The sequence below is a fragment of the Corynebacterium sp. MSK297 genome (genome assembly GCF_030232885.1).
Taxonomy (GTDB): Bacteria; Actinomycetota; Actinomycetes; order Mycobacteriales; family Mycobacteriaceae; genus Corynebacterium.
This window is the reverse complement of sequence record NZ_JASPGD010000008.1, coordinates 59,668-82,739: the sequence shown is the minus strand read 5'-3', so window position 1 is coordinate 82,739 and position 23,072 is coordinate 59,668. Positions and strand designations below refer to the sequence as shown.

General features: G+C 55.7%; 21 protein-coding genes, 2 tRNA genes and 1 pseudogene. 7 read left to right on the top strand and 17 right to left on the bottom strand.

Annotation, left to right across the window (positions count from 1 at the left end; translation table 11 throughout):
• The first annotated feature begins 294 nt into the window (after positions 1-294).
• Positions 295-1,806, top strand: coding sequence for a dicarboxylate/amino acid:cation symporter (locus QP888_RS08700; RefSeq protein WP_284813170.1), 1,512 nt, complete (start codon positions 295-297; stop codon positions 1,804-1,806).
• Here QP888_RS08700 and QP888_RS08695 read toward each other — a convergent pair.
• Entirely contained in the window at positions 1,752-2,999 is a 1,248-nt protein-coding gene (locus QP888_RS08695; RefSeq protein ID WP_284813169.1) for an ATP-binding protein, read from the bottom strand. The genes QP888_RS08700 and QP888_RS08695 overlap by 55 nt on opposite strands.
• 326 nt (positions 3,000-3,325) lie before the next feature.
• Between QP888_RS08695 and QP888_RS08690 the strand changes: the two genes are divergently transcribed.
• Positions 3,326-3,571: a hypothetical protein gene (locus QP888_RS08690; protein WP_284813167.1), complete on the top strand. Its 246-nt coding sequence runs from the start codon at positions 3,326-3,328 to the stop codon at positions 3,569-3,571.
• On the opposite strand, the pseudogene QP888_RS08685 reads toward QP888_RS08690, so the two are convergent.
• From QP888_RS08685 to QP888_RS08675, 3 genes and pseudogenes are all read right to left on the bottom strand, one after another.
• Positions 3,546-4,052, bottom strand: a pseudogene (locus QP888_RS08685) (arginine deiminase family protein); the annotation flags it as partial. The gene QP888_RS08690 and the pseudogene QP888_RS08685 overlap by 26 nt on opposite strands.
• A gap of 112 nt (positions 4,053-4,164) precedes the next feature.
• Positions 4,165-4,851: a lysoplasmalogenase family protein gene (locus tag QP888_RS08680; protein WP_284813166.1), complete on the bottom strand. Its 687-nt coding sequence runs from the start codon at positions 4,849-4,851 to the stop codon at positions 4,165-4,167.
• Between the two features lie 27 nt (positions 4,852-4,878).
• A complete protein-coding gene (locus QP888_RS08675; protein WP_284813164.1) occupies positions 4,879-5,559 on the bottom strand; it encodes a class I SAM-dependent methyltransferase in 681 nt (226 codons plus the stop codon).
• Positions 5,560-5,602: 43 nt separating this feature from the next.
• Here QP888_RS08675 and QP888_RS08670 point away from each other — a divergent pair, with 43 nt between their 5' ends.
• Positions 5,603-7,618, top strand: coding sequence for a heavy metal translocating P-type ATPase (locus QP888_RS08670; RefSeq protein WP_284813163.1), 2,016 nt, complete (start codon positions 5,603-5,605; stop codon positions 7,616-7,618).
• Between the two features lie 45 nt (positions 7,619-7,663).
• Here the strand turns inward: QP888_RS08670 and cynS are convergent, their stop codons facing one another.
• From cynS to QP888_RS08620, 10 genes are all read right to left on the bottom strand, one after another.
• Positions 7,664-8,122 (bottom strand): cyanase, encoded by a 459-nt coding sequence (cynS, locus tag QP888_RS08665; RefSeq protein WP_284813162.1) that lies wholly within the window; start codon positions 8,120-8,122, stop codon positions 7,664-7,666.
• Positions 8,123-8,166: 44 nt separating this feature from the next.
• Complete coding sequence (locus QP888_RS08660) at positions 8,167-8,925, bottom strand: iron ABC transporter ATP-binding protein (RefSeq protein ID WP_284813161.1); 759 nt, start codon at positions 8,923-8,925, stop codon at positions 8,167-8,169.
• Entirely contained in the window at positions 8,922-9,887 is a 966-nt protein-coding gene (locus QP888_RS08655) for an iron chelate uptake ABC transporter family permease subunit (RefSeq protein WP_284813159.1), read from the bottom strand. Before QP888_RS08655 ends, QP888_RS08660 begins: the two co-directional genes overlap by 4 nt.
• A complete protein-coding gene (locus QP888_RS08650; protein WP_284813157.1) occupies positions 9,877-10,818 on the bottom strand; it encodes an ABC transporter permease in 942 nt (313 codons plus the stop codon). The genes QP888_RS08655 and QP888_RS08650 overlap by 11 nt, the downstream gene beginning before the upstream one ends.
• 9 nt (positions 10,819-10,827) lie before the next feature.
• The gene (locus QP888_RS08645; RefSeq protein ID WP_284813155.1) at positions 10,828-11,829 is read right to left on the bottom strand and encodes a siderophore ABC transporter substrate-binding protein; all 1,002 of its coding nucleotides are present in this window, start codon (positions 11,827-11,829) and stop codon (positions 10,828-10,830) included.
• A 472-nt stretch (positions 11,830-12,301) separates the two neighbouring features.
• Positions 12,302-12,374: transfer RNA gene (locus QP888_RS08640), tRNA-Arg, on the bottom strand.
• A gap of 171 nt (positions 12,375-12,545) precedes the next feature.
• Positions 12,546-14,129 carry an SLC13 family permease gene (locus QP888_RS08635; RefSeq protein ID WP_284813153.1) on the bottom strand — a complete coding sequence of 528 codons (1,584 nt, stop codon included), beginning with the start codon at positions 14,127-14,129 and terminating at the stop codon, positions 12,546-12,548.
• Positions 14,130-14,197: 68 nt separating this feature from the next.
• The gene (gene mgtE, locus QP888_RS08630) at positions 14,198-15,562 is read right to left on the bottom strand and encodes a magnesium transporter (protein WP_284813151.1); all 1,365 of its coding nucleotides are present in this window, start codon (positions 15,560-15,562) and stop codon (positions 14,198-14,200) included.
• 208 nt (positions 15,563-15,770) lie between these two features.
• A complete protein-coding gene (locus tag QP888_RS08625; protein ID WP_284813150.1) occupies positions 15,771-16,505 on the bottom strand; it encodes a type 1 periplasmic-binding domain-containing protein in 735 nt (244 codons plus the stop codon).
• A 29-nt stretch (positions 16,506-16,534) separates the two neighbouring features.
• Complete coding sequence (locus QP888_RS08620) at positions 16,535-17,824, bottom strand: DUF418 domain-containing protein (protein ID WP_284813148.1); 1,290 nt, start codon at positions 17,822-17,824, stop codon at positions 16,535-16,537.
• A gap of 285 nt (positions 17,825-18,109) precedes the next feature.
• Between QP888_RS08620 and QP888_RS08615 the strand changes: the two genes are divergently transcribed.
• Positions 18,110-18,544, top strand: coding sequence for a hypothetical protein (locus QP888_RS08615; RefSeq protein ID WP_284813147.1), 435 nt, complete (start codon positions 18,110-18,112; stop codon positions 18,542-18,544).
• Between the two features lie 199 nt (positions 18,545-18,743).
• On the opposite strand, the gene QP888_RS08610 is transcribed toward QP888_RS08615, so the two are convergent.
• Together QP888_RS08610 and QP888_RS08605 are read right to left on the bottom strand one after the other, a co-directional pair.
• The gene (locus QP888_RS08610; RefSeq protein ID WP_284813146.1) at positions 18,744-19,361 is read right to left on the bottom strand and encodes a zinc metalloprotease; all 618 of its coding nucleotides are present in this window, start codon (positions 19,359-19,361) and stop codon (positions 18,744-18,746) included.
• 283 nt (positions 19,362-19,644) lie between these two features.
• Positions 19,645-19,733 (bottom strand) — tRNA-Ser (locus QP888_RS08605).
• Between the two features lie 80 nt (positions 19,734-19,813).
• Here QP888_RS08605 and hisC point away from each other — a divergent pair.
• Complete coding sequence (hisC, locus tag QP888_RS08600) at positions 19,814-20,848, top strand: histidinol-phosphate transaminase (protein ID WP_284813144.1); 1,035 nt, start codon at positions 19,814-19,816, stop codon at positions 20,846-20,848.
• Positions 20,848-21,267, top strand: coding sequence for a phage holin family protein (locus QP888_RS08595; RefSeq protein WP_284813143.1), 420 nt, complete (start codon positions 20,848-20,850; stop codon positions 21,265-21,267). The genes hisC and QP888_RS08595 overlap by 1 nt, the downstream gene beginning before the upstream one ends.
• Before the next feature lie 66 nt (positions 21,268-21,333).
• On the opposite strand, the gene QP888_RS08590 is transcribed toward QP888_RS08595, so the two are convergent.
• On the bottom strand, positions 21,334-22,464 hold the full coding sequence (locus QP888_RS08590; RefSeq protein ID WP_284813142.1) for an LLM class flavin-dependent oxidoreductase: 1,131 nt from the start codon (positions 22,462-22,464) through the stop codon (positions 21,334-21,336).
• Positions 22,465-22,807: 343 nt separating this feature from the next.
• Between QP888_RS08590 and QP888_RS08585 the strand changes: the two genes are divergently transcribed.
• Positions 22,808-23,071, top strand: a complete 264-nt coding sequence (locus QP888_RS08585) for a hypothetical protein (protein ID WP_284813141.1) — start codon at positions 22,808-22,810, stop codon at positions 23,069-23,071.
• Position 23,072: the final 1 nt, after the last annotated feature.

The window sequence follows — 23,072 nt, the reverse complement described above, 5'->3', positions numbered from 1 at the left end:
TTCCGCGGCATAACAAAAATCCAGCAAGGCAAGGCTTGGCATTACGAAATCTAATCCACACGCGAAACCCTCCCGCACGCCACAACCCCTAAGTCACCGTGTGCATCGTCACGGCAGGTCACGTGTGCTTCTGGTTTTACATAAGAATATATTTTCGCGTCGTGTTGCGCCCCAAAAACTAGAGGGAGTACAGTCAAGGAAACGTTGTTGAACAGAATGGTTCACCAAGAATAGACCAATCTGTTCATAATGAACGACATTTAGCCCTATAAACTCACGCGATAAGGAACACTTATGGCACATCAAAACTCCGCGCAGGCGTCGACAAGCGCGCCCGAGCACGCAGAAAGCAAGCACAAGCTCCCCAGCTGGGCCACCGGCTTCGGCGCACAAGTCATCGCCGGTTTGATCATCGGCGTGATCTTAGGATTAGTTGCCTCCAACATGGACACCGACCCGGAAAACCCGGGGTGGCTGACCAGCATTCTTAGCAACGTTGGCAGCGCCTACGTGCAGTTGCTGAAAGTCATGGTGCCACCGCTGATCTTTGCCGCAGTGGTTACCTCCGTAGCGAACCTGCGCAAGGTCACCAACGCCGCGTCCCTGGCGTTTTCCACGCTGCTGTGGTTCGCAATCACCGCGTTTTTCTCCGTTATCGTCGGCATCATCGTCGCCCTGGCACTGAAACCGGGCGTCGGCACCAGCGTCGATGCTTCCCAGGCGCAAGACCCAACCAGCTTGGGTTCGTGGACAGCCTTCTTCGAACAATTGCTGCCGCAGAACTTCTTCGGACTGAATGCGTCGGTCAGCGACGGCGAAGTTTCGCTGAGCTTCGGCGCGCTGCAGCTGCTGGTAATTTCCCTGGCTATTGGTATCGCAGCGGTGAAAGCAGGCAAGGCTGCGGATCCGTTTTTGCGGTTTACCGAATCCTTCTTGAAGGTCATCCAGGTCGTGCTGTGGTGGATCATCCGCCTGGCACCCATCGGCACCGCCGCATTAATTGGTAAAGCTGTCGCCACCTACGGCTGGGACGCAATGGGCTCACTCGGCAAATTCGTACTCGCAGTTTACGTCGGCCTGGCCCTAGTCTTCCTGGTGGTCTACCCGGCCGTCATGAAGGCGCACAACATCCCGATCTTTGGTTTTTACAAGCGCATCTGGCCAGTTATTTCCTTGGGCTTCGTCACCCGCTCCTCGATGGGTGTCATGCCAGCAACGCAGCGCTTCAGCGAACGCGCCGTGGGTGTTCCCCGCGAGTACGCCTCCTTCGCCATCCCGCTGGGTGCTACCACCAAGATGGACGGCTGCGCCTCGGTCTACCCTGCCGTCGCCGCGATCTTCGTCGCCCAGTTCTATGGCATTAACCTGGACTTCACCCAATACCTGCTGATCATCTTCGTTTCCGTCATTGGTTCCGCAGCCACCGCGGGCACCACCGGCGCCACCGTCATGCTGACGCTGACCTTGTCGACGCTAGGCCTGCCGCTGGCTGGCGTGGGCTTGCTGCTAGCCGTCGAACCAATCATCGACATGGGCCGTACCGCGCTGAACGTCACCGGCCAGATCCTGGCCGCAACCGTCGTCGCCAAGCGCGCCGGCATCCAAGACATGGATGTGTGGGATGCTGCCGAAAGCGGTGTCAACGATCTGCTGAATGACAATGCTCAGAATGATGACGCCGCCTCACTGGATGACGCCGCCGAACCAGCCAAGGCTGGCGCTGGGGCCCATGCTGAAACCGGTGAAGATTTTTATGCTCCAAACAGATCTAATGGGATGACAGCGACCCCATCGTCACGTCGATAAGCATGCTCACCGGTGTTTAGTACAACCATATCCACCAGGTCTTCACCTAGTTTCTCCTTGAGCCAATGCAGGTGCTCCACATCATCGTCATTGATATGCGCAGCTAGCTTCACCTCAATGGCGATGACATCACCATCCTGGTTTTGCACGATCAGGTCTACTTCGTGATCACCTTTTGCCGTACGACAGTGCGCAATGCTTCCAAATAGCGATTCGGCAGCAACCCGAACAGATAACGTGGCCAAGGATTCAAACAAAGGCCCCAAAAAATGCGCAAACCGCGAAGTATTCAGTTTCGCGCGCGGTATCCGCAACAACCGCATCGCCAAGGCGGGGTCTGCAAGCTGATGTTTTGGTGCTCGCGCCAATCCTGCAAAAGCCCCACGCTGCGGCGACCAGGCTTTGACTGGATCAAGCATCCAGATCTCCGAGAGCTTTTCCCGGTAGGTCATGGTCGTGGACTTAGCCGGTTTCTTCCCTTCACCCGACGTAGCTGCAGCAAGAATTTCTGAATACCCAGTGGTAGTAGAACTCGCAGCGGCATACGCCGTCAACCAGCGCAACAAGCCATCGCGGTTTCGCGCTGTATAACCCTGATCGGGAAGATCACGGTCCGCAATTCGCTCAATATAAGAATCCAAGTATTCATTACGCACGATTTCTGGAGCTCGATAAATTCCAGGAAACCCGCTACAGGAAATGTGTTCAATGTAATCGCTCAGCGAAAGCGTACTTTCCCCCGATATTTGCGCGCGAGATTCGAAGAGTTCGGATAATTTCACAGACGGATTCATGCCCTCCCGTTCGAAAAGCGCAAGCGGGCGCATGCGTACGCTCAGAATCCGCCCTGCCCCGCTGTGCGTATCAACTCCTACTTGCGGCGTCGCCGACCCCGTCAATAAAAACCTTCCGGCCCCAGCCCCATCATCGACTGCGCGGCGGACATAATCCCAGCTTTCGGGATGCTTTTGCCACTCATCAAGCAGAATCGTGCCTTCGTCGAACGAGTGGAACCCTGGATCTGCCCTGAGGCGCTCGCGGCCAGTCGTCGTATCTAACCGAATTTCTGTTTCTGCGCGACGACGTGCAGTCTCCGTTTTCCCTACACCCTTCAGGCCATCAATCGCCACCGCCGACGCAAACGGCAACAAGGTATCTAATTGCTGGTCAATCACTCGAAATAAATAATCCACTGCTTAATCCTACTTATTTTCCGTCTTCTATCGGTCGAATTTTCCGCGACTTACGCTACTTATTTTACCCGTTCTACGCTACTTATTTTCCGCATTGTTTTGTAATGGCCATTAGATGACTGCGAAAAATAAAACGAATAAATTTTCGATATTCAGCACATTCAAGCTCCCGCATTCTGGATCTTTGCTAGCGTTTGACCTAAGCAATGGTTAGTAATGGTTCCGCAACGCCTATGTCGAGACGACGCGCAAGGGTACAAGGACCAACAACCACAGAAGGTTCAGAAGGCGCGGAAGCCGCTTGAACGGTAGACAAGGAGGCGACGATGGCGACAATCCTCGATGTAGGTCAATACATCACAGAACTGCTTCCTGGCGTCGACAAGCACAGCGATGAGGCTACACAGCATTCCAACAACCGGGTGCTGTCTGCACAAGCGCACGACATCGTCGACATCCACCACTCCTACTGCTGGCTCGAGATGCCCGAATTGCAAGAGCTTGTACATAAAGTCGCTCGTGTGCACGGCGGCGCGCACCCAGAACCTAATACCCCACCGGGTCGCGCGTGATCGGGCACGTCATGCAGTGCCCACCACCGCGGCCACGTCCCAGTTCTGCCGAGCTGATCTCCAGAAGTTCCACACCTGCCGCCCGAATCAACTTGTTGGTATAGGTATTTCGGTCGTAGCCAACCACCACTCCAGGCTCTAGGGCGACCACATTATTGGCATCATCCCACTGCTCACGGGCCGCCCCATAAAAATCCCCGCCGGTTTCTACTACTAGCAGCGAGGAAAGCCCCAGCGCATCACGTACGACCTCGATAAAATTCTTGTCGACGACTTCCACCTCCAGACCCGTCGGCGCATGACCGGGGCGCAGCACGGTCGGTCTAATCTTGTCGACGACCGGTGGATACGCCGTTACCTTATCTGCATCCAAAAAAGTAAAAACTGTATCCAGGTGCATTGAGGCGCGCTCCGACGGCATCGCCGCCACAATCACTTTTTCGGCTTCCTGCGCGGCAAACAGGTTCGCCGCCAATCTAGACCCGTTCGCAGCTTATTACCGTTCCAATTCAGGCAGAGACCTTCTCGATGAATTTCAACAGGAGGCCATGCCTATTGAGGATAAGGCTGATTTGCATGACCAACTCGACGATTTATTGGCTCGCATCGAGGCCGTCGACAAGCAAACGCTGGGCAACCGTGTACGTCGACATCACGCCCATCTCCGCGATGGCGCGGGGTAGGTTGCGCTGCAGGTACATCCGCCGCAGCAGAATCAGCGCATCACTGACTAAAAACAGCACAGAACCAGCGGCAAAGCGCGTACTTTTATCCTGCCCGCCAAGCACCCCGGAGGTCCCCAACACTGAGGTCATCGCAACCAAGCCCCCGTACCCGGCAGCCGCGGGCAGCACGCGTGGATCATGCCGGGCGGCCTGGCTCACCAAACCCACCAGCCCTACGCCATGAGCGGCTAGCACCCCCGGATGCACACGTGCGCCCTGCCGCCACGCACTCACCTGATAACACACATGCGCCACCCCAAAAGCCAAAGCCGCGGAATTCAGGCTGTTCCCAGAGGCTTTCGCATCTTCTCCCAAAGCCTTCGGGCTCTGCAGAATCACATCACCGCAGGTAGAACCTGCCACAGCACTCAGCAGCAAAGCATTATCCGTGGCTTGCCGACGCCGCCAGCCGCGCGCAACCGTACCCGCTAGCGAAACTCCGATTAACGGTTTGAACACCCGCAGCAACCGGTGCCGCTCGGTAGCCGCGGCGGCGGTGGCGACCGTCGAGCTAGCAGCAAACAACAGCCGTTCAGGTTGGGAAAATATGCGCATGCCCTGCAGTGTATCCTGCTTGAGGTTTTAGCGCCGTCGTGCACGCAACACCAGATCACGGTGATGGTGCGCCCCGCCGCCACGTTCGAGGTTCTTTTCAAACACGTAGTCGTCGACAAGCTCCAACTCCGTGAGCTGCTCTTTCAGACTCGTCGGCATCAGGTATTTCTCGGATTCCATATCGTGATGCACGAAAATCAACCAGCCGCCCGGCGCAACCACCGATTCCAGCTTCGGCACATCGTCGTCGCTAAGCTGCCCGAAAAAGCAGATGACCAAGTCAAACATGGTCCGGTCGAAGTCCTGGAAACTCACCGTTTGCGCGTTGATCTGCACGTCGTTGTCCGCCGCCAATTCCTTCGCGCGCCGCACGGCAGTGGGCGCATGATCAATGGCGGTTACCTGCCAGCCTTGCTGCGCCAACCACACGGCGTCTGCTCCCTCGCCACAGCCAATATCCAACGCGGTGCGCGGGCTGGTCGCGCCTGGCTGTGCCTGTGCATCCGGGCCCATTCCCGCAAGCGCATGAAGCAGAGCCACATTCGGATCCCCGGACCAGACACGCTCTGTACCTGCGTAACGCTCCTCCATCGCCGCAGCTGTCGGAGCATGGTGGTCGGCGTCGTCGGAACCACCGGGCACGTTATCAGCAAGCGCTTTTCCGTCAGTCGCGTTATCGTCGTTGTGGTGACAAGCGCCAGTGTGCATTGCGGAGTCCTTTCGCACGAATACCTCTAGGAGAATTTTACCGATGACCCAGGCCTGCGGCTGCAAGCATTCCACGAACACAGCCTCTACGAACACAGAAGACTCCAACCCATGGTGGCGTGATCGCAGCCTACTCATCCCGTTGAGTGCGGGCCTTCTTTTACTTTCCGGGCTGTTGGTCTCTTGGCTTGTCGACGGTGCGCTTGCCGACGGTGCACTTGCCGACGCACTAGCCCAGGCACTGTTCTGGGCATCATTGCTAGCTGGTGCCTCACAGTTCGCGCTCGGAGCAGTACGCGGATTGCTCCGCCACGGGCGGCTGGGCATCGGTTTGTTGATGACCATCAGCGCCACCGGCGCCGTCATCCTGGGGCACGTAGAAGAAGCCGCTGCCCTGGCGTTTTTATATTCGATCGTGGAAGCCTTGGAAGACCGCGCGATGGACAAGGCCCATTCCGGGCTGCGTTCGCTGTTATCGCTGATCCCGACAACCGCCACTGTGCTCGTCAGCGACCAAGATCATGCAGCTGCGCATGAACCTGAGCACAGCACCCCGCGCGCCATCGATGTCGAGGTCAGCGCCCTGCAACCCGGCCAGCTCCTACTCGTGGCAGCCGGTCAGCGCTTAGCTACCGACGGCATCGTGCGTTCTGGGTTTGCCAATCTGGACGTTTCTGCAATCACCGGCGAATCCATGCCGGTACGGGTCGGCCCCGGTGACGAGGTGCTGGCTGGTTCCATCGCGGTGGATTCCACGTTGCAGGTCGAAGCCACTGCAGCGGGCACGGATAATTCTCTGACCACCGTGGTCAGTCTCGTAGAAAACGCTAACGAGAAAAAGGGACAACGCGCACGCATCGCTGACCGCCTGGCCCGCCCGCTGGTTCCGGGAGTACTCATCTTGGCGCTGGCGGTCGCGCTAGTGGGATCGAGTTTTGGCGACCCCGCCGTGTGGATCGAGCGTGCCCTGGTGGTGTTGGTGGCGGCCTCACCGTGCGCATTAGCGATCTCTGTGCCGGTCACCGTGGTTTCCGCGATCGGTGCAGCCAGCCGCATGGGGGTGATTATTAAATCTGGCGCCGCCTTTGAACAGCTCGGCACCATCAACCAGATTGCCGTCGACAAGACCGGCACGCTGACACAAAACCGCACCGCAATTATCGATATTCTGGCCACCGATGCCACCAGCCCTGAGGCCGTGCTGCAGCTAGCAGCCGCCCTGGAATCCCACTCCACGCACCCGCTGGCCGCGGCGATCACCCGCGCTGCACGCTCTGAATGCACTGGTCAACCAGACAAGACAGAGCTGGGCTCTGCCTCCGAAATCACCGAACACGCCGGTTCAGGCATCAGTGGTGTCATCAACGGCACCCCCATAGCGCTAGGAAATCCGCGTTGGCTGGATCCGGGTGCGTTGCAACCGCAGGTCACAGAGCTGGAATCTGCCGGCAAGACGGTCATTATTGTGCAACGCGCAAAGGAAACCATCGGCGCGGTGGCTCTCCGCGACGAGTTACGCGCGGAGGCCCCGAACGTCGTCCAGCAGCTTGCCGACGACGGTTACGGCATCACGATGCTGACCGGGGATAACGTGCGTACCGCTAAGGCGGTGGGAGCAACCGCAGGTATTTCCGATGTACGCGCTGGTTTGTCGCCCCAGGATAAGGCGGACGCGGTCGCTGAACTTGCACGTCAGCGCTGCGTGGTGATGCTCGGAGATGGCATTAACGATGCCCCGGCGTTAGCGGCGGCAGATGTGGGGATCGCTATGGGGGCGACAGGCTCAGATGTCGCGGTGGAATCCGCAGATGCCGCGCTCGGCAGCGATAATTTAGTGCTTCTGCCACGGGCATTGCGCCACGCGCGACGCGGGCGGGCGATCATCAACCAGAATATTGCGCTTTCTCTCGCCATCATCACCGTGCTGCTACCACTGGCAGTAACTGGTGTGCTCGGCCTAGCCGCCGTGGTGTTGATCCACGAAGTAGCCGAGGTATTCGTGATACTCAACGGTTTGCGGGCGGGGCTGCTCAAAGCATCGCCCCACGCTAGAAATTAAAACCTGCCGCTGGCTAGTTACCGCCAGTTGCTTGCCGCTGCTTGGTTACTTTTTATCCGACTGTACCCAGTCATACGGCAGGTACTTGCCGTCGATGGTGATGTGTACGCGGTCACCACCAGGGTGTTCCACGCGCTGGAAATCAAGGCTGCAATTGATCGCGCTCATGATTCCGTCACCGAATTCATCATGAATCAACGCCTTCAAGGCCGGGCCGTAGATGTCGATGAGTTCATGAAAGCGATAGATGGTGGGGTCCGTGGCGATTTCACGCTCCGGAACGCGGGTTGGTTGCCTGCGCAAAGCCTTGACCAGCTCGTCGTCAAGCTCAAGTTCTTTGCGTAAAAACTCCGCAACCTCTTCTGGCACTGGGTGCATGCCCAACACAGCAGAAACTAGCCAGACATTCGGGCACTCGGCGCGCTCGGCAAGCTCTGACCAACTCAAGCCCTTTTCTTGGCGCAATTCATCAATCATGATGCCTGCATCTTGTTTGGATAACATATATGCTCCTCACAGCCGATTTTACTCGTGAATCTGTCCCAAGTTTAGCGGAAATAGATAGCCACCGGGTTCTGGTTAAACAGTTCGATTTGCATATCCATGTCGTAAATAGAGCGCATGACTTCTTTCTTCATGATCTCACCCGGCGATCCCGCATGCACAAGTTGGCCATGCTTCAGCGCGATAATGTGGTCCGAATATGCCGCCGCAAAGTTGATATCGTGAATCACCACCACGATGGTTTTCCCCTGCTCATCGCACGCTTTGCGCAGCATTTTCATCATGGACACTGCGTAACGCATATCCAGGTTATTCAGCGGCTCATCCAGCAGAATATAGTCAGTATCCTGTGCTAACACCATGGCGACGAAAGCCCGTTGTCGCTGTCCACCGGATAACTCATCCAACGCATGATCAGCCATGTGCTCCAGCCCCATCTGTTCAATGGCGTCATCGACGTATTTTTTATCGTCTGCAGTCAGTCGGCCTTGCGTGTGAGGGAAACGCCCGAATTCCACCAGCTCGCGTACCGTCAGGCGTACCACCAGGTGGTTTTCCTGCCGCAGGATCGCCATAGTGCGTGCCAACTCTGGGCCTGGAGTGGTGGATACGTCCAGATCATCAATCAGCACCGCACCCTCGGTAATTGGTTCCAGGCGAGCGATCATCTGCAGCAGAGTGGACTTGCCCGCACCATTCGGCCCAATGACCGAGGTGAATTTACCACGCGGGATCGTGGTGGAAATATTATCGACGACGGTGTGCTCGTCGTAGCGTTTGGTGACTTCTTCGATGCGGATCATTTGTTGATTCCACCTTTCCGGAGCAACAAGTACAAGAAGGCCAGGCCACCGAAGAGTTCGATGATAATCGACAGCGCGGTGTTAAACGCAAAGACTTGGCCCAAGATAAACTGGCCGGCTAGTAACGCGGTAATACCAATCAGCACGGCACCGGGAAGCGTCCACGCATGGCGATCAGTGCGCATCAGCTGGTACGACAGGTGCGCAACCAGCAAACCAAAGAACAGTACCGGGCCGACGAGCGCCGTTGAACTGGACACCAGCACCGCGATCAAAATCAACGTGATAATGACTTCGCGCCGGTAGTTGATTCCCAGGTTGAGCGAAATATCTCGGCCCAGCAGCAAAGTGTCGTAAATGCGGCGCTTCTTCCACATCACCACTGCGCACCCCAGCGTCAGTGCGGTGGTCACCCACAACAAATTCTTGTCGATGTAGCTAAAATTCGCGAAAAATCTATCTTGCAGCGCAGCGTGTAAACCGGGGTCAATCAGCCGCTGCAGAAGCGAGGACACGCTACGGAAAAAGACTCCGAATACGATGCCCACCAGTAACAACAGATCCAAGCTGGTACGGCCGCCGCGGAACATCAGTGCATACAGCAGGATGGCAAAGCCAACCATGATGCCAACTTCCACCGCGAATAGCCCCCGTGCTTCCCACGGCGAAAGCGCGCTAAGCCCAAAGAAATACACCAACGCGGTTTGCAGCAGGATATAAAGGGCATCAAAGCCCATCAGTGACGGGGTTAAAATTCGGTTAGCAGTAATAGTCTGAAACAACACCGTCGACAAGCCGATGGATGTAGCGACGACGATGAGCCCACCAGCAATGTAGGCACGGCGTTCCAGGGCCCACTGCCAAGCTTTCGGCAAATCCCAAGCCAGGAACAGACCTAAACTCACCAGCGCTAGAACGAGCAGGATAGACAACGTCAGTGTGCGTTTCTGGTTAGTGTGCATGCTGATGCCTCCGGAGCAGAATGACCAAGAAGATCGCACCACCGACCACGCCGACGACGGTACCCACCGGGATTTCAAATGGATAGCGAAGCAGGCGTCCGGCCAGATCACATATCAAAGTAAAACCGGCGCCAAGGATCATCACCCATGGCAGGGAGCGTCGCGCATTGTCCCCGAAATACAGTGAGACTATGTTGGGCACCACCAAACCCAAAAATGGCAAAGAACCAATTACCGTAACCACGATCGCCGCGGTAATCGCCACAATAACCAGACCGAGGGTTTCTGTGCGTTTGAAGTTAATGCCAGCGTTAATGGCGTAGCTTTTACCCAGCCCCAACAAGGTGAACCGGTCGGCGACGAAATACGAGATCACTAGCATCACGGCGACCAACATCAGCAGCTCCCAACGTCCGACGATTGCGCCGGCGAAAGAGCCTAATTGCCAGGCATTAAGAGACTGAATGAGATCCACGTCCAGGGCAATAAACGTGGAGATCGCACCGATAACGGTACCGATCATGATGCCGACCAACGGCACGATGAAGCCTTTGCGGTGGCGCAGGCGACCGATTGTGAAAATGAACAACGCTGTACCGGCGATAGCAGCCGCACATGCGACCGCCATTTTGACAAAGATAGGCGAGGCTGGCGCGAAGATAGTGATCAACAGCAAACCAAGCGCGGCTGATTCCGTGGTGCCGACAGTCGATGGCTCCACAAAGCGGTTTTGTGTCAGCAGTTGCATCAGCAAACCAGCCATCGCTAGCGCAGACCCTGCCAGCAGGACTGCGGCGGTGCGCGGCAAGCGTGATTGGCGTAGTAGCTCCCAGTCGAAATCGGCGGCGCCAATCATAATACTAGCCCCTGCCAAGGCAACGAGAATGCCTATGGCCAGGGGCATAGCCCACCAACGGTGCAAAAGTTTCATCAGAGAATACTAGAGCGCTGCTTCAACTTCGCCGATCATGGCGTCCACGTTGTTGATGCCACCGCCCATCAAGTACCACAGTTCAGGTGACAGGTAGACGATATTGTCGTTCTTCGCTGCCTTGGTGCCCTGAACCAGTGGGTTATCCAGGGTTGCCTCTGCGGTAGCTTCATCAGAACCACGGGCTGCGTCACGGTCAATGACGAAGATGTAGTCCGGGTCAGCGTCCGCAATGTATTCGAAGGAGACGACCTCACCGTAGCGACCATCCATCTTTACTTCTGCAGCTTCCTTGAAGCCGAATGCATTGTGGATCGCGCCGAAACGGGACCCCGGAGCGAAAGCGTGGGTCTCGCCACCGTTCGTCATCAGGATCAGAGCGTTCAGGTCTTCAGCCTCAACTTTCTCCTTGAGTTCGTCGGCACGCTTCTGGATAGCCTCGATTTTTTCGTCCGCTTCTTTCTGCACATCCTCACCGAACAGACCAGCCAAGTTGTGGGCGGTCTCCAAGTTCAAGTCCAAGCTGCCCTCGGTGTAGTCGGTGGAGTAGTCCAAAGCAGGAGCAATCTTGCCCAACTCTTCCACCAAGGATGGTTCGCGAGCAGTACGCGCACCCATGAGAATGACATCTGGCTCAGCGGAAGCAATAGCCTCCAGGTCCGGCTCGCTCATTCCGCCGGCCTCTGCAGTATCAGCATATTCTTCTGCAAACGCTGGTGGATTGTTGCTGGTTGGAGTGAGCACGACAGAATCGCCCTTGCCCAGAGAATCAATCACGTCCAGGACGGAATAGTCCAAGACGACAATATTTTCTGGCATAGCGTCCAGCTCTACCTCACCGTTGTTATCGGTGACGGTAAATTTACCTTCCGCCGAAGCAGCAGAATCCGCGCTCGCATTGGACTCACCAGAAGTGTTTGTCTCATCAGCGCTGCTACACCCTGCCACTACCAATCCGGCGGCACAGACAGTAGCGATAGTTTTCGCTAGTTTCGCAGTCGTCTTAGTCATTAATCGGTCTCCTCCTGAACTCTCACTGCGAGTTCAAGCAAATTATCATAATGTTCATTACAGGTTTCTTAGATTAACCTGACGTAAAATAAATTATCGGAGCCTTTCGGAATAGTCAACAAAACATAAATAAATACTCCGCAGAAAAACCCGCACTTTTACTGCGGAATATCGTCTCACCATTTAAACGAAGGCCTAAACGAAAATCCGAAATTGGGGTTATACGACAAAAGCGTGTCTGGTCGGGGCGTCGACCAGAATATGGTTCCGTTTTACAAATAGGCCGCCTGAAACCGGCCTTTTTCGTCCACTATTTGCAAAACGGGACCCCAGACATGATTACCGGCGATGGAGTAAGCGGGTGAAGAAGCAAAAATCAGGGGATGCGGACGAAATTACCCCCCCCCTGAAGAGAGGCAGACGAAAACCCGGATTATCACCACGCTATAGTGATAATCCGGGTTTTTCTGTGTGCGCCCGGAGGGATTCGAACCCCCAACCTTCTGATCCGTAGTCAGATGCTCTATCCGTTGAGCTACGGGCGCTTCCCGCTACACTGTGAGAAAATCTTTCGATTGCTCTTCTGTGCAACGAGAATACACTTTACTGACCATCCCGGTTTCTAGCAAATCGCCAGCACAGAACATATAAACACGAACAATTACCGCACGACTACAGCACGGCTAGAGACCGGCTCGAGCACGGCTAGGGCACGACTACAGCACGATATCGAAGACGGGGATGGCAACGAAATAGACCACCAGCGTCGTCAAGATCACGGCCACGACGTTCAGCCACACGCCGCCCTTGATCATGTCACCGATGCGCACGTAGCCGGAACCGAAAGCGATTGCGTTTGGCGGGGTGGCCACCGGCAGCATGAACGCACACGTAGCAGCCAGCGCGACGGGAATCGCCAGCACCAACACGTTGTGATCGGCGTTTGCGGTCAGGCCAATGCCGACGGCGACACCGCCCATGATCGGCAAGAACGTCGCTGCAGTTGCCGTGTTGGAAGTAAACTCCGTCAAGATCAGCACCAGACCAGCGACCGCGAAAATCAACAGGAACAGCGGCAACGAGCCCAGCACCTTGGCAATCTCACCGATCCACAACGACAATCCCGTATTCGTAAACATTGAGGAAAGCGCCAGGCCACCACCGAACAGCAGCAGCACATCCCACGGCAGCTCGTTCGCGGTTTTCCAATCCATCAGACGGGTACCCTTTTTATCTGCCGGGAGAGCAAACATCAGCAGGCCGGCAGCAATACCGACGATGGCGTCCTCGTAGCCGGTTTCAATTTCTAGCCACTGATCCAAAATCAGCGGCACGAGAATCCACGACACCGCAGCCAACACAAAGATGATGCTGACGCTAATCTGCGGGCCGGTCCACTTGCCCATCTCGTGCAGCTCTTTTTTGATCAGCTCACGGCCACCAGGAATTTCCGTCATCTCTGGTTTGAATACCGTCACCAGCACCGCCCAGGCGATGAACACGAAAACCACCGCGATCGGCATACCGACCATCATCCACTGCGCAAACCCGATGGTGTAGCCGTGCGCCTCGCTCATATAACCAGCCAGCAGCGCGTTCGGCGGAGTACCAATCAGCGTGCCCAGCGAACCAATCGAGGCCGAATACGCAATGGCCAACATCAATGCAGTCGCAAATTTCGCCTGCTTACGCATGCCACCAACCACGTCAGCGGTCAACTGCAACACCGACATACCAATGGGCAGCATGACGACGGCCGTGGCGGTATTGGACACCCACATGGACAAAAAGCCGGTCGCGATCATAAAGCCCAAAATCAGCTTCTTCGGCGAAGTACCCACCAACAGCACCACCATCAGCGCGATCCGGCGGTGCACGTTCCAACGTTGCAGGCCGAGTGCGATCAAGAAGCCGCCCAAGAACAGGAAGATCGTCGCCGAGGCATAAGGCTTGGCGACGTCAGAGAACTCGCCAACTTGGAATAGTGGAAACACCACCAGTGGCACCATTGCGGTGGCGGCCAGCGGAATGGCTTCTGTCATCCACCAGGTGCCCATCAGCACCGTTATCGCGGCAACAATCCGCAGCGACTGCACACTATACTCAGTTTCTGGGTCAGCACCAGCGGATTGGCTGAGTGTTTCTACTGCGTTCGACGGGAAAATCATATACACCAACACCGCCAGGGCAATACCGACGAGCAAGCCGGTGTACTGGCGGGTGGTTTCGCGGCGTTCACGAACCTCGGTGTCTTGGCCTTCGGCCTTCGAGGTGCTCTCGTGCACCTGCGGAGTGCTCATAACGAGTCCATTTCTTGCTCTATGTCATATGGGCTGGGAGTGTCTAAATCCTAACCCATGAGCAACGCCTAAATCCCCAAAATGGTTTTCGCAATCAAGAAATAGATGATCAGGCCCGTCGCATCGCAGAACGTCGAAATGAACGGGTTAGAAAACACGGCTGGATCTGCACCAACAGTCTTGGCGACGATCGGCATCGCTCCACCGACAGTCGCCGACATCGCGCACACGCTCAACAGCGTCAAACCGATCACTATTCCAATATCAGAGCCATAGACCAACGTCGCCAAGATAAAGCCCAACGAACCCAAGGTGGTACCCAGCATCAAGCCCACGCGCAATTCGCGCCACATCACCTGCGCGATATCGCGTTTTCGCACGTCACCCAGCGCCAACGCACGAGTGACTGTCGTCGCCGCCTGGTTGCCCGTGTTACCGCCAGTACCGGTCAGCAGCGGAATAAACAGCGACAGCACCACGGCTTTTTCCAGCGTGCCTTCAAAAGCATCCAATACCTGCACCGTCAACAGCGCAGATACCGCCAACACCAACAGCCAGACGATACGCGAACGCATGATTTTCACCAGCGGCGTCGACATATACGGCTGCTGCAACGGCTCGGCACCACCGGCACGAGCAGAGTCCTCGCTGTCTTCTTCCTCCACGATGTCCTGCGCATCGTCGAAGGTCAGGATACCCACCAGGCGTTCGGTGTGATCGACGATCGGCATCGCCAGCAAATCCAACGGTAAGAACCAACGCGCGGTTTCTTCGGCATCATCGTTAGCGCAAGCAAAGATCGGATCCGCCATCACGGATTTCACTTTGCGGTCGCCATGCGCCAAAAACAGCTCACGCAGCGAAGTTACGCCCACCAGGCGGCGGTCCCGGCGCGTCACCGGGATGGAATACAGAGTTTCCAGGTCATCGGCTTCTTTACGCAGCAGCGTCATGGCCTCATTGACCGTCATATCCTCATGGATTTCCGGCACCTCCGGCGACATGCGGCGGCCAATCGAGCCTTTCGGGTACCCCAAAATGACGCCGGTGACATCACGCTCGGTTTTATCCAGGTTCTTCAGCAGCCGGTCGGCAATTTCCGCCGGTAGCTCGTCGATCAGCGAGACCCTGTCGTCCGGGTCCAGCTCATCAAAGAAGGAATAGACATCTTTATTACCCAGCGCACCAATCACATCGGCCTGGTGGGCAGCATCCAGCGCATCGAATACGGCAATAGAGCGCTCACGCGACAGCAGCCGGAGCACGACCGCAGCACGGGTGGCATTGGAGCGTTCTACCAGCGCAACAATGTCTTTGATTGGGGGCTCGTCCAGCAGCGTGCGTAATCGCAACGCTTCCTTCGGAGGTACGTCATCATGACTCCTCAGCAGACCTTCTAGTTCGTCAATTGCTTCTACTGCTGCATCGTGCATAACGCACCTCCCTTACAGGATCATCGAGCGCCCTCGTGGGCCGGACTAGCCCCTGGGCAGATAGCTGCCCCAGTAAGCTTCGGCTAGAATATACCCGTTTGGCAGTTATAAAAAATTTCGCCAGGGCACTTGAGAACACCAGCAGGCGCGCTCCGGAAGCTGCTGCTCGCCGTTGTAGAGTCGCTGCCTCAAAGTGACCGCCTTAGAGTTACCGCGCCAGGGCTTTCACCGCGCTTTCAAAATTCACCAGGGACTCTGCTGGGCTGGCAAACCCCACCATGGTTACGCTCATGCGATCATCCCCTGCCGCAATCAGCATAAAACCGCATTCGTTGACATCGGCGACCCAGACTTGGCCGTTCCAGTGCGGGCACATCGGTTGTGTGCGGTCACTTAGCACTAGCCCAGCGGTCACCCCGGCCATGACTTCCTCGTGCAGGGTCGCCAGGCGTCGCTTGCCGACGCCATCCAGTACCTCACGCGCAGCAAATTCATCGATCCGCTCAGCCGTGTGCTGCACCGCGCCTTCCTGCAGCTCCGCCATCCGAACCAGGCTTGCCCCACACGGCCAATGCAGGTGCGCGTGGTCCAAGGTCACGATACCGAATCGCAGAAACGGGGTGGGTTCTTCCACCAGATCTTGCGCAGCATACCAACCGTCCTGCCATTCCACCTCTGCAACAGCATGCAAGCTGGCGATGGTGATGTCAGTACTGAATTCCAACGCCTTCTTAATGCCATCCAGGCGCGCACGCCCGTCGCTCAAACAAGCAACATCATCGACGTGGCAGGCGATGATCATTTGGCCGTGATGATCAAAACCGTGGGCAGCTACCGCGATGGACGCGGTGGCATCCATATCTAAAGGGATGAGTGAAAGCGTGCCAGCGCCACCCAGAATGCGTCTGGTTAGGCTTTGTGCACATATTTCCGGCGTGAGCATACAACCTCCATCTTTAAGGTATGGCTACCCTATTGCATATTGGCCTCTTTGCGCAACACCGCCTTGCTAATAAGCCGTGCCACGAGCCATTCCAGCGGACCACGCCGGAAAAACGCTTTCCACAACGCTGCAAACGCAATAAGCCCCAGCGCGTTCCACGCAGCAGTGGCCCAATCATTGAGCTGACCAGAACCTTTCGCACCCAGCTCGCCTTCGCCTTCACTCGGACCCCAGCCTTGGGTAACCTTGTTATCCCAAAACTCCGCGGTCAGTTCGTCATATTCCTGCCAAGTATCAGCCTCTTGAATAATTTTTTGGTAGCGCTCAAAACTCGGGTCAGATTCGGCTGGACTCGCGTCTTCTACATCTTGTCCATCTGCCACGGTTTCCGCCTTCGCCACCTCGGCGTCCTCCAACGGAACGCCACCGAGCATGAAGAACCCCGCGATAAACACGTGTGCGACGTACGTCGTCAAGGCCATCGTGCCCACCGCACGCAGCGGATAAGAGGCAATATTCACCCACCGCACGCGACACAGCAAGCAGCACAGACAAATCACCGCAATGGCGAATGCGATGCTTGCCAACAGGTCACCAAACATTCCGGTGTGCGGCTCAAAACTCTGCGTCAACAGTGATTGCGCACCCGGATCACTGTCAATCTGCGACTCGGTGGCCTCAGCAAGCGCTTCATCAGGCACAACGGCGGCATTGTTCACACGGATAACAAATCCCACGGCAGCGACCACCAACGCGGGCACCACCGCAATCGCCTGAGACTTGGTGTTACCCACGAGGAACCGGTGCACCAGAACCCCCACCGAACCATAGGTCAACCATGCCAATATCGGGTACGGCGGCATGAACAGTTCAAAGCCCAGCGGTACGAGCTCCACCAGCACAAATCCCACGGAAGAAATCGCGGCCAGCACCGCGACCAGCACGGAGATCACCCAGGTTTTACACCGTGGTAGCCAGAACAGCAGAAGGTAGATAGCGGCAATAGCCGTCAACACGATGGCAATGGTGGACTGCACCATCGACATCAGCGTACCGGCGACTAAAAGTATGACACCACGCACCAGCGTTGCAAGCCGTGTACGCACAGGATCAGCAGCGCCGCGCTCAGTAAACAGACCTAACGAAACCCCGGCCAGCACCGCGAACAGTGCTGAGGGATAGCCAGCAACAGCGGTGGTGGTATAGTCCGCGACGACTCCGCCAGCAAAACCGGTAGGGCCCAAATGGGCGAATACCATGCCCACGATCGCAAGTCCGCGGGCCAGATCAATACCATCAAAGCGGAAACTAGACTTCATACAGCTTAGGATAGACCAAGCAATCAAGAACTGAGCCCAGGCATCGGGGCAACTACATCGCACCGGAAAAGGCATTGTTGCTAGCCCTCAGTGCGAATGCCAAGACGAGTCACACCATGTAAGTACTTTCTTCCCCCAAGTGATCACGAGCTAAAGATCCCCGAGAGTGTAATCAGATACTCAACAAAGAAACAATTTATATTCACTCTTCCGTGGGATAATGGAGCAGCTGGCTGACAATAGTCAGCACACTTCGAAATTCCGAATCTATAGGAGGAGACCACAATGTCTGTTTCATCTTTGCTAGCCGGCTCTCTCTCAGCTCTTATGTCATTGTCCAGCGTAATCACGCCAGCCGATCACTTAAATAGTGTCGATCAACCCAACATCGGTATTGTTTCTGCCCAGGATGAGACTGCTCAACCCGGGGCCCATGCTCACAAAGGTCGCATGACTGGCGACAACGAAGAATTGATCAATGCCCACAAAGATCAGGCCACCGGCTTTTTGCAAAGCGGAAAACTAGCAGTGCAGCGTGAACTGGCGCTCGCCACCGAAGAAGTCGGCCACGAATTCTTAAACATCGATTTCAAGGATAACCACACCGCGCACCTCACGTTCCCAGCAACTTTCAATCATGACACCGATCAGGCTGCTGTGGACCGCGTATTGGACGCTTTGAAGATTAATGGCTACGACAACATCACTGCCGCAATGTAACTTCGAGGTCGTGCAACCTGTCTTCACTGTGCTGAAGATAACCGGGCAACGGCACGTCGAAGACTAGATAATACACTCAAGCGGGTGAGCTAAGCACAACTAGCTTGCTCACCCGCTTGAACTCTGGATACTGCGGCGAGGCCAAGCAAAACTCAGCCTTCAAGGCCGCAGAACAAAATTTCGTACCGTCAGAGTCTTTTTAATCAAATTGTCCTTGCACAATTGCGGCCACATCAAGTGGGGTCACATGGTAGGAAATATTCTTCTGATTTGCCCCTGCCATAAGAGCACCATCGCACGAATGTCCGGCTCCCATCAGGTGACCAAGTTCATGGGCGATCGTACCTTGCAGCGCTTCCGGATACATGAGAGTGGCGGTTTTAATAACCAACCGCTTCTGGCTTGGAATTGCTGATCCTTGTACAAAACCACCAGGTTCCGGGCGGTATTGGATCTTTACCGTGTCATCATCAACCTCGTCTCCACTGACTTCTTTCAGGGAGGCTTTGCCCTCTAAAGAATTGTTCCAATCCGCGACAGCGGCATCGAGTTGCTTGCGGTATGGGAAGTTATCTTCGACTTTATACTTGAGAACACCATCGCGGAAATATCCCGGAAGGCTATCTTCGTCGTGAAGGATAGAGACATCCGGAACAGGCTTGCCTTCATTCGCAAGCTGAGTGATCTTGGTGCATGTTGCTTTGTCGATGAGCGACAGCTGCGGATGGCTTTTCGCATCAGCAGCTGGGGCAAGCACAGAAGTGAAAATGGCAGCAGCCGTTAATGCTGCACCACAGAAAGTCTTCGCCGATTTCATGCGTTATACGCTACCTTCCTCTTCGAATTGGCCCACGTCGTTTTACGATGGTCATCGCAAACGGATAAATCGCGGAATCTGACTTCCCAGTTTAGAGGATTTCTCAAACAGGCATCAAGCTGTTTATCAAGCTGTTTTCCGCGCTCATCGTGGTTCTAGCATCAACCCAAACACGAAAAATTCGCGTTAACGCCAAAAATTCTACCGATGATCAATAATCTCGCCGTCGAGATGAAGCAGAAGCCCCGATGACTTCACAGAGAAATCTCGGGGCTTCGCAGTGCGGAGATGAGAGGATTCGAACCTCCGGCCCGCCGTTAAGCAGGCAACTCATTAGCAGTGAGTCCCATTCGGCCGCTCTGGCACATCTCCAACGCGGTCTAGCATAACTGTTAGCATGCCCTCGCGCAATTAAGCCCGTGCGAGCATCAAATACGGCTACACTGACACGCATGTTGCGAGAAGATCTCAATTCACTGCCATCATACGTCCCCGGTAAACGTATGCCGGATGCAGTTAAGCTTTCTTCTAACGAATCCGCCCACCCGCCGCTACCAAGCATTACCGAGGCGATCACCGAATCCGCCGCGCAATCCCACCGCTACCCGGATATGGGAGCCATAGAGCTACGCAAGAAGCTCGCCGCACACTTGGGGCTTGCCGACGAAACCAGCGTCACCGTCGGCACGGGTTCTTCCGCATTGTGCCAGCAGTTGGTGACCATCACCTGCCAGCCGGGCGATGAAGTCATCTTCCCATGGCGCAGCTTCGAGGCCTACCCGATTTTCAGCCGGGTCACCGGCGCCACTGCCGTGCCGGTCCCACTGCGCGAGCTGCGTAATGACCTACCCGCCATGGCCGACGCCATCAGCGAACGCACCCGCCTGATTTTCGTGTGCAACCCAAACAATCCCACCGGCACCACCATCAGCACCAAGGAATTCCACGAGTTCATAGACCGGGTGCCCGCCGACGTCGTTGTCGCACTAGACGAGGCTTATGTGGAATACAACACCGCCGATAACACCCCGCTGGCCACCGAAGCCGTACAGCAGTACCCGAACGTGATCGGCCTGCGCACCTTCTCGAAGGCCTACGGGCTGGCGGGTTTACGCGTCGGCTATGCCTTCGGTAACCCAGAAATCATCGCTACGCTGGGAAAAGTCGCCGTTCCCTTCAGCGTGTCCGCGGTAGCGCAAGCGGCAGCGCTAGCTTCTTTGGAGGCTGCCGACGAGCTCAACGAACGCGTCGTCGAAACTAATCAGCAGCGTGACCGGCTTGCCGACGAGCTGGGCCTGACGCAATCTTTCGCTAATTTCGTGTGGGTTCCGGCCGAATCTTTGCACGACAGCGCACAAGAAGTAGCTGCACATTTGGCTGATTCTGGGGTGTTGGTGCGTGCTTTCGACGAAGGTCTGCGCATCACCGTCACCACTGCAGAAGAAACCGACGCCTTGCTTGCCGCGTGGAAGAAGGTGACCGCCTAATGCGTGCGCTGGCACTGTTGCTCAATATCATCACCATTGCCGCGGCCCTCGCTGTGACTGTTTGGCTGGTGCCGGGCGTGAATTACACAGGCCCGAATAAACTGCTTGTCGACGAATCTTTCGATCCTGCCATCGCGCTGGGTGTCGTCGCAATCGCGTTCATGCTGGTCAACTCCACCGTCGGCCCAATTGTGCGCACAGTGGGCGCGCCGATCAATTGCCTGACGCTAGGCCTGTTTTCTTTCTTCATGAATATCGCGATCCTGTGGTTGGCGGCGGCGATCACCAATGCAGTCAGTATCTGGGGTATTACCTTTACTATTGACGGCTTTTGGTCCGCTGCTTTCGGTGCTGGAATTTTCGCTTTCGCACGCAGCATCGTCGCGATGATCACCAGCCCCGTGCGCGCCCGGGGCTAGAGTGGCGCCGCTACTTGCTGGTCAATAGTGACTGACCGTTAGTCGTTAGCCGTCAGTGGTTAGTCGTTAGTGGTTAGTTACCGAGTAGCCCAATTGTTGTAGCTGCGGGACGACGCCTTCACCGACTGACCAGGTTTCTTCTAAATGTGGATACCCGGACAAAATGAAATGCTTGATCCCGGCTTCTCGGTATTCCGCCAGCCGTTGCGCCACTTCCTGGTGGCTGCCCACCAACGCAGTGCCTGCCCCACCACGGAGCAGGCCAACACCTGCCCACAGGTTCGGCGCGATCTCTAACTCATGGGCATCGGCGCCGGAGACAAAATCCTGCCCCTGCCCATGTAGTTCACTTTGTAGGCGCTGGCTTTCTGATTGCGAACGAGCCAAGTCTTGTTGAATCTTCTGCACCTCTTGTGGGTCTACACTGTCTAATAGCCGCTGTGCTTCTGTCCAAGCTTGCTCGGAGGTATCGCGGGCGATGACATGCAGCCGGATGCCGTACTCGATATCTCGGCCTGCCTCGGCAGCGGATTGCCGCACCCGATCGAGTTTTTCTGCCACCTTATCCGGGGTCTCACCCCAGGTTAAATACACATCTGCGCGTCGTCCAGCAACCTCAATGCCGGGCTGCGAAGAGCCACCGAAAAAGATGCATGGGGTGGCCTCAGGTCGCTGCGCTAATTGTGCATTTTCTACCGTTTCGTAGGTGCCTTCCCGTGTGATCGGTTCCGGGCTGGTCCACAAATCCTGCGCTAGACTCAGCGCTTCATCGGCCCGCGCATAGCGCTGCTTTTTAGTGGAATAATCACCATACGCTTTCTGTTCAATATCCTCACCACCAACCACCACGTTGAGCAGCACCCGACCGTCGGATAGTTCTTGCAGCGTTTGGGTTTGTTGTGCAAATAGTGGGGTGCTCACCAATCCTGGACGAAAAGCAATCAGAAATTTGATACGGGAGGTTCGCGCCAACAAAGCAGCGGCGGTAACCCAGGCGTCTGCACACCACTGCCCGGTGGGGGTGAGCAAGGACTCGAAGCCATTGGCCTCAGCTGCGAGAGCAATTTGCGTGAGGTAGTCCAGCGTGGGTTTTCTTTCGCCGTGATAGATGCCCCCGCCGTGTCCGCCGCCGATGATCTGTCGGGAATCGCCGTAAGTGGGTAGGTACCAGTGCACTGTGATCTCGTTATCAGTCATAAAAATAGTAGACCATACGGTCTACAAAAGATACCAAAATTACATTCACTCAACGCTATTTAATAGACCGATTAGTCTACTAAGTGCATATTTAGCTGCGGGTTTATAGGAAGACAAACCACTAAACTGCAACACGCTATGCAGACAGATCAGTCTGCAGTTACCGAATTTGCGCCATCTTTCGCAAGGTATTATGCCTATCCAGAAACTTCCCGACCCAATACTTCTTGCCACAACCCGTTCTACTCGGGCAAAGCCCCGACGGCTTATCATCAGCACAGGCAGCACACTAGGGCAGCGAGGCCAATACCAGCATTGACCTCAGCAAGGTTTGCGAACAATATTGACTTCAGCAAGGTTTGCTGAGAAACGAAAAGAGGACATCATGTCGACCTTCACTGAGCCCAAGAAAATCGTTCGATCATTTGCTGCGATCATCGCCGGTAGCTGGATCTACTGCCTAGTCTTAGCACCAGCTTTTTCGGAACAAAATTATGCCGATGTCGCGGCGGAAAAATCAAAAGAAATCAGTATCGGATTCACAGTTGTGGCACTGCTCGTAGGAGCAATCTGGTTCTTTATCGCCACTAAAAAATCAAAATCCTAAC

Excerpts from the sequence above, each read along its gene's own strand:
- cynS (WP_284813162.1), bottom strand. The coding sequence starts at position 8,122 with ATGTTATCCAAACAAGATGCAGGCATCATGATTGATGAATTGCGCCAA.
- QP888_RS08660 (WP_284813161.1), bottom strand. The coding sequence starts at position 8,925 with ATGATCCGCATCGAAGAAGTCACCAAACGCTACGACGAGCACACCGTC.
- QP888_RS08635 (WP_284813153.1), bottom strand. The coding sequence starts at position 14,129 with ATGAGCACTCCGCAGGTGCACGAGAGCACCTCGAAGGCCGAAGGCCAA.
- QP888_RS08590 (WP_284813142.1), bottom strand. The coding sequence starts at position 22,464 with ATGACTGATAACGAGATCACAGTGCACTGGTACCTACCCACTTACGGC.
- QP888_RS08700 (WP_284813170.1), top strand. The coding sequence starts at position 295 with ATGGCACATCAAAACTCCGCGCAGGCGTCGACAAGCGCGCCCGAGCAC.
- QP888_RS08615 (WP_284813147.1), top strand. The coding sequence starts at position 18,110 with ATGTCTGTTTCATCTTTGCTAGCCGGCTCTCTCTCAGCTCTTATGTCA.
- QP888_RS08645 (WP_284813155.1), bottom strand. The coding sequence starts at position 11,829 with ATGACTAAGACGACTGCGAAACTAGCGAAAACTATCGCTACTGTCTGT.
- QP888_RS08625 (WP_284813150.1), bottom strand. The coding sequence starts at position 16,505 with ATGCTCACGCCGGAAATATGTGCACAAAGCCTAACCAGACGCATTCTG.
- QP888_RS08675 (WP_284813164.1), bottom strand. The coding sequence starts at position 5,559 with ATGCACACTGGCGCTTGTCACCACAACGACGATAACGCGACTGACGGA.
- hisC (WP_284813144.1), top strand. The coding sequence starts at position 19,814 with ATGTTGCGAGAAGATCTCAATTCACTGCCATCATACGTCCCCGGTAAA.
- QP888_RS08620 (WP_284813148.1), bottom strand. The coding sequence starts at position 17,824 with ATGAAGTCTAGTTTCCGCTTTGATGGTATTGATCTGGCCCGCGGACTT.
- QP888_RS08610 (WP_284813146.1), bottom strand. The coding sequence starts at position 19,361 with ATGAAATCGGCGAAGACTTTCTGTGGTGCAGCATTAACGGCTGCTGCC.
- QP888_RS08680 (WP_284813166.1), bottom strand. The coding sequence starts at position 4,851 with ATGCGCATATTTTCCCAACCTGAACGGCTGTTGTTTGCTGCTAGCTCG.
- QP888_RS08690 (WP_284813167.1), top strand. The coding sequence starts at position 3,326 with ATGGCGACAATCCTCGATGTAGGTCAATACATCACAGAACTGCTTCCT.
- QP888_RS08595 (WP_284813143.1), top strand. The coding sequence starts at position 20,848 with ATGCGTGCGCTGGCACTGTTGCTCAATATCATCACCATTGCCGCGGCC.
- QP888_RS08670 (WP_284813163.1), top strand. The coding sequence starts at position 5,603 with ATGACCCAGGCCTGCGGCTGCAAGCATTCCACGAACACAGCCTCTACG.
- QP888_RS08655 (WP_284813159.1), bottom strand. The coding sequence starts at position 9,887 with ATGCACACTAACCAGAAACGCACACTGACGTTGTCTATCCTGCTCGTT.
- mgtE (WP_284813151.1), bottom strand. The coding sequence starts at position 15,562 with ATGCACGATGCAGCAGTAGAAGCAATTGACGAACTAGAAGGTCTGCTG.
- QP888_RS08650 (WP_284813157.1), bottom strand. The coding sequence starts at position 10,818 with ATGAAACTTTTGCACCGTTGGTGGGCTATGCCCCTGGCCATAGGCATT.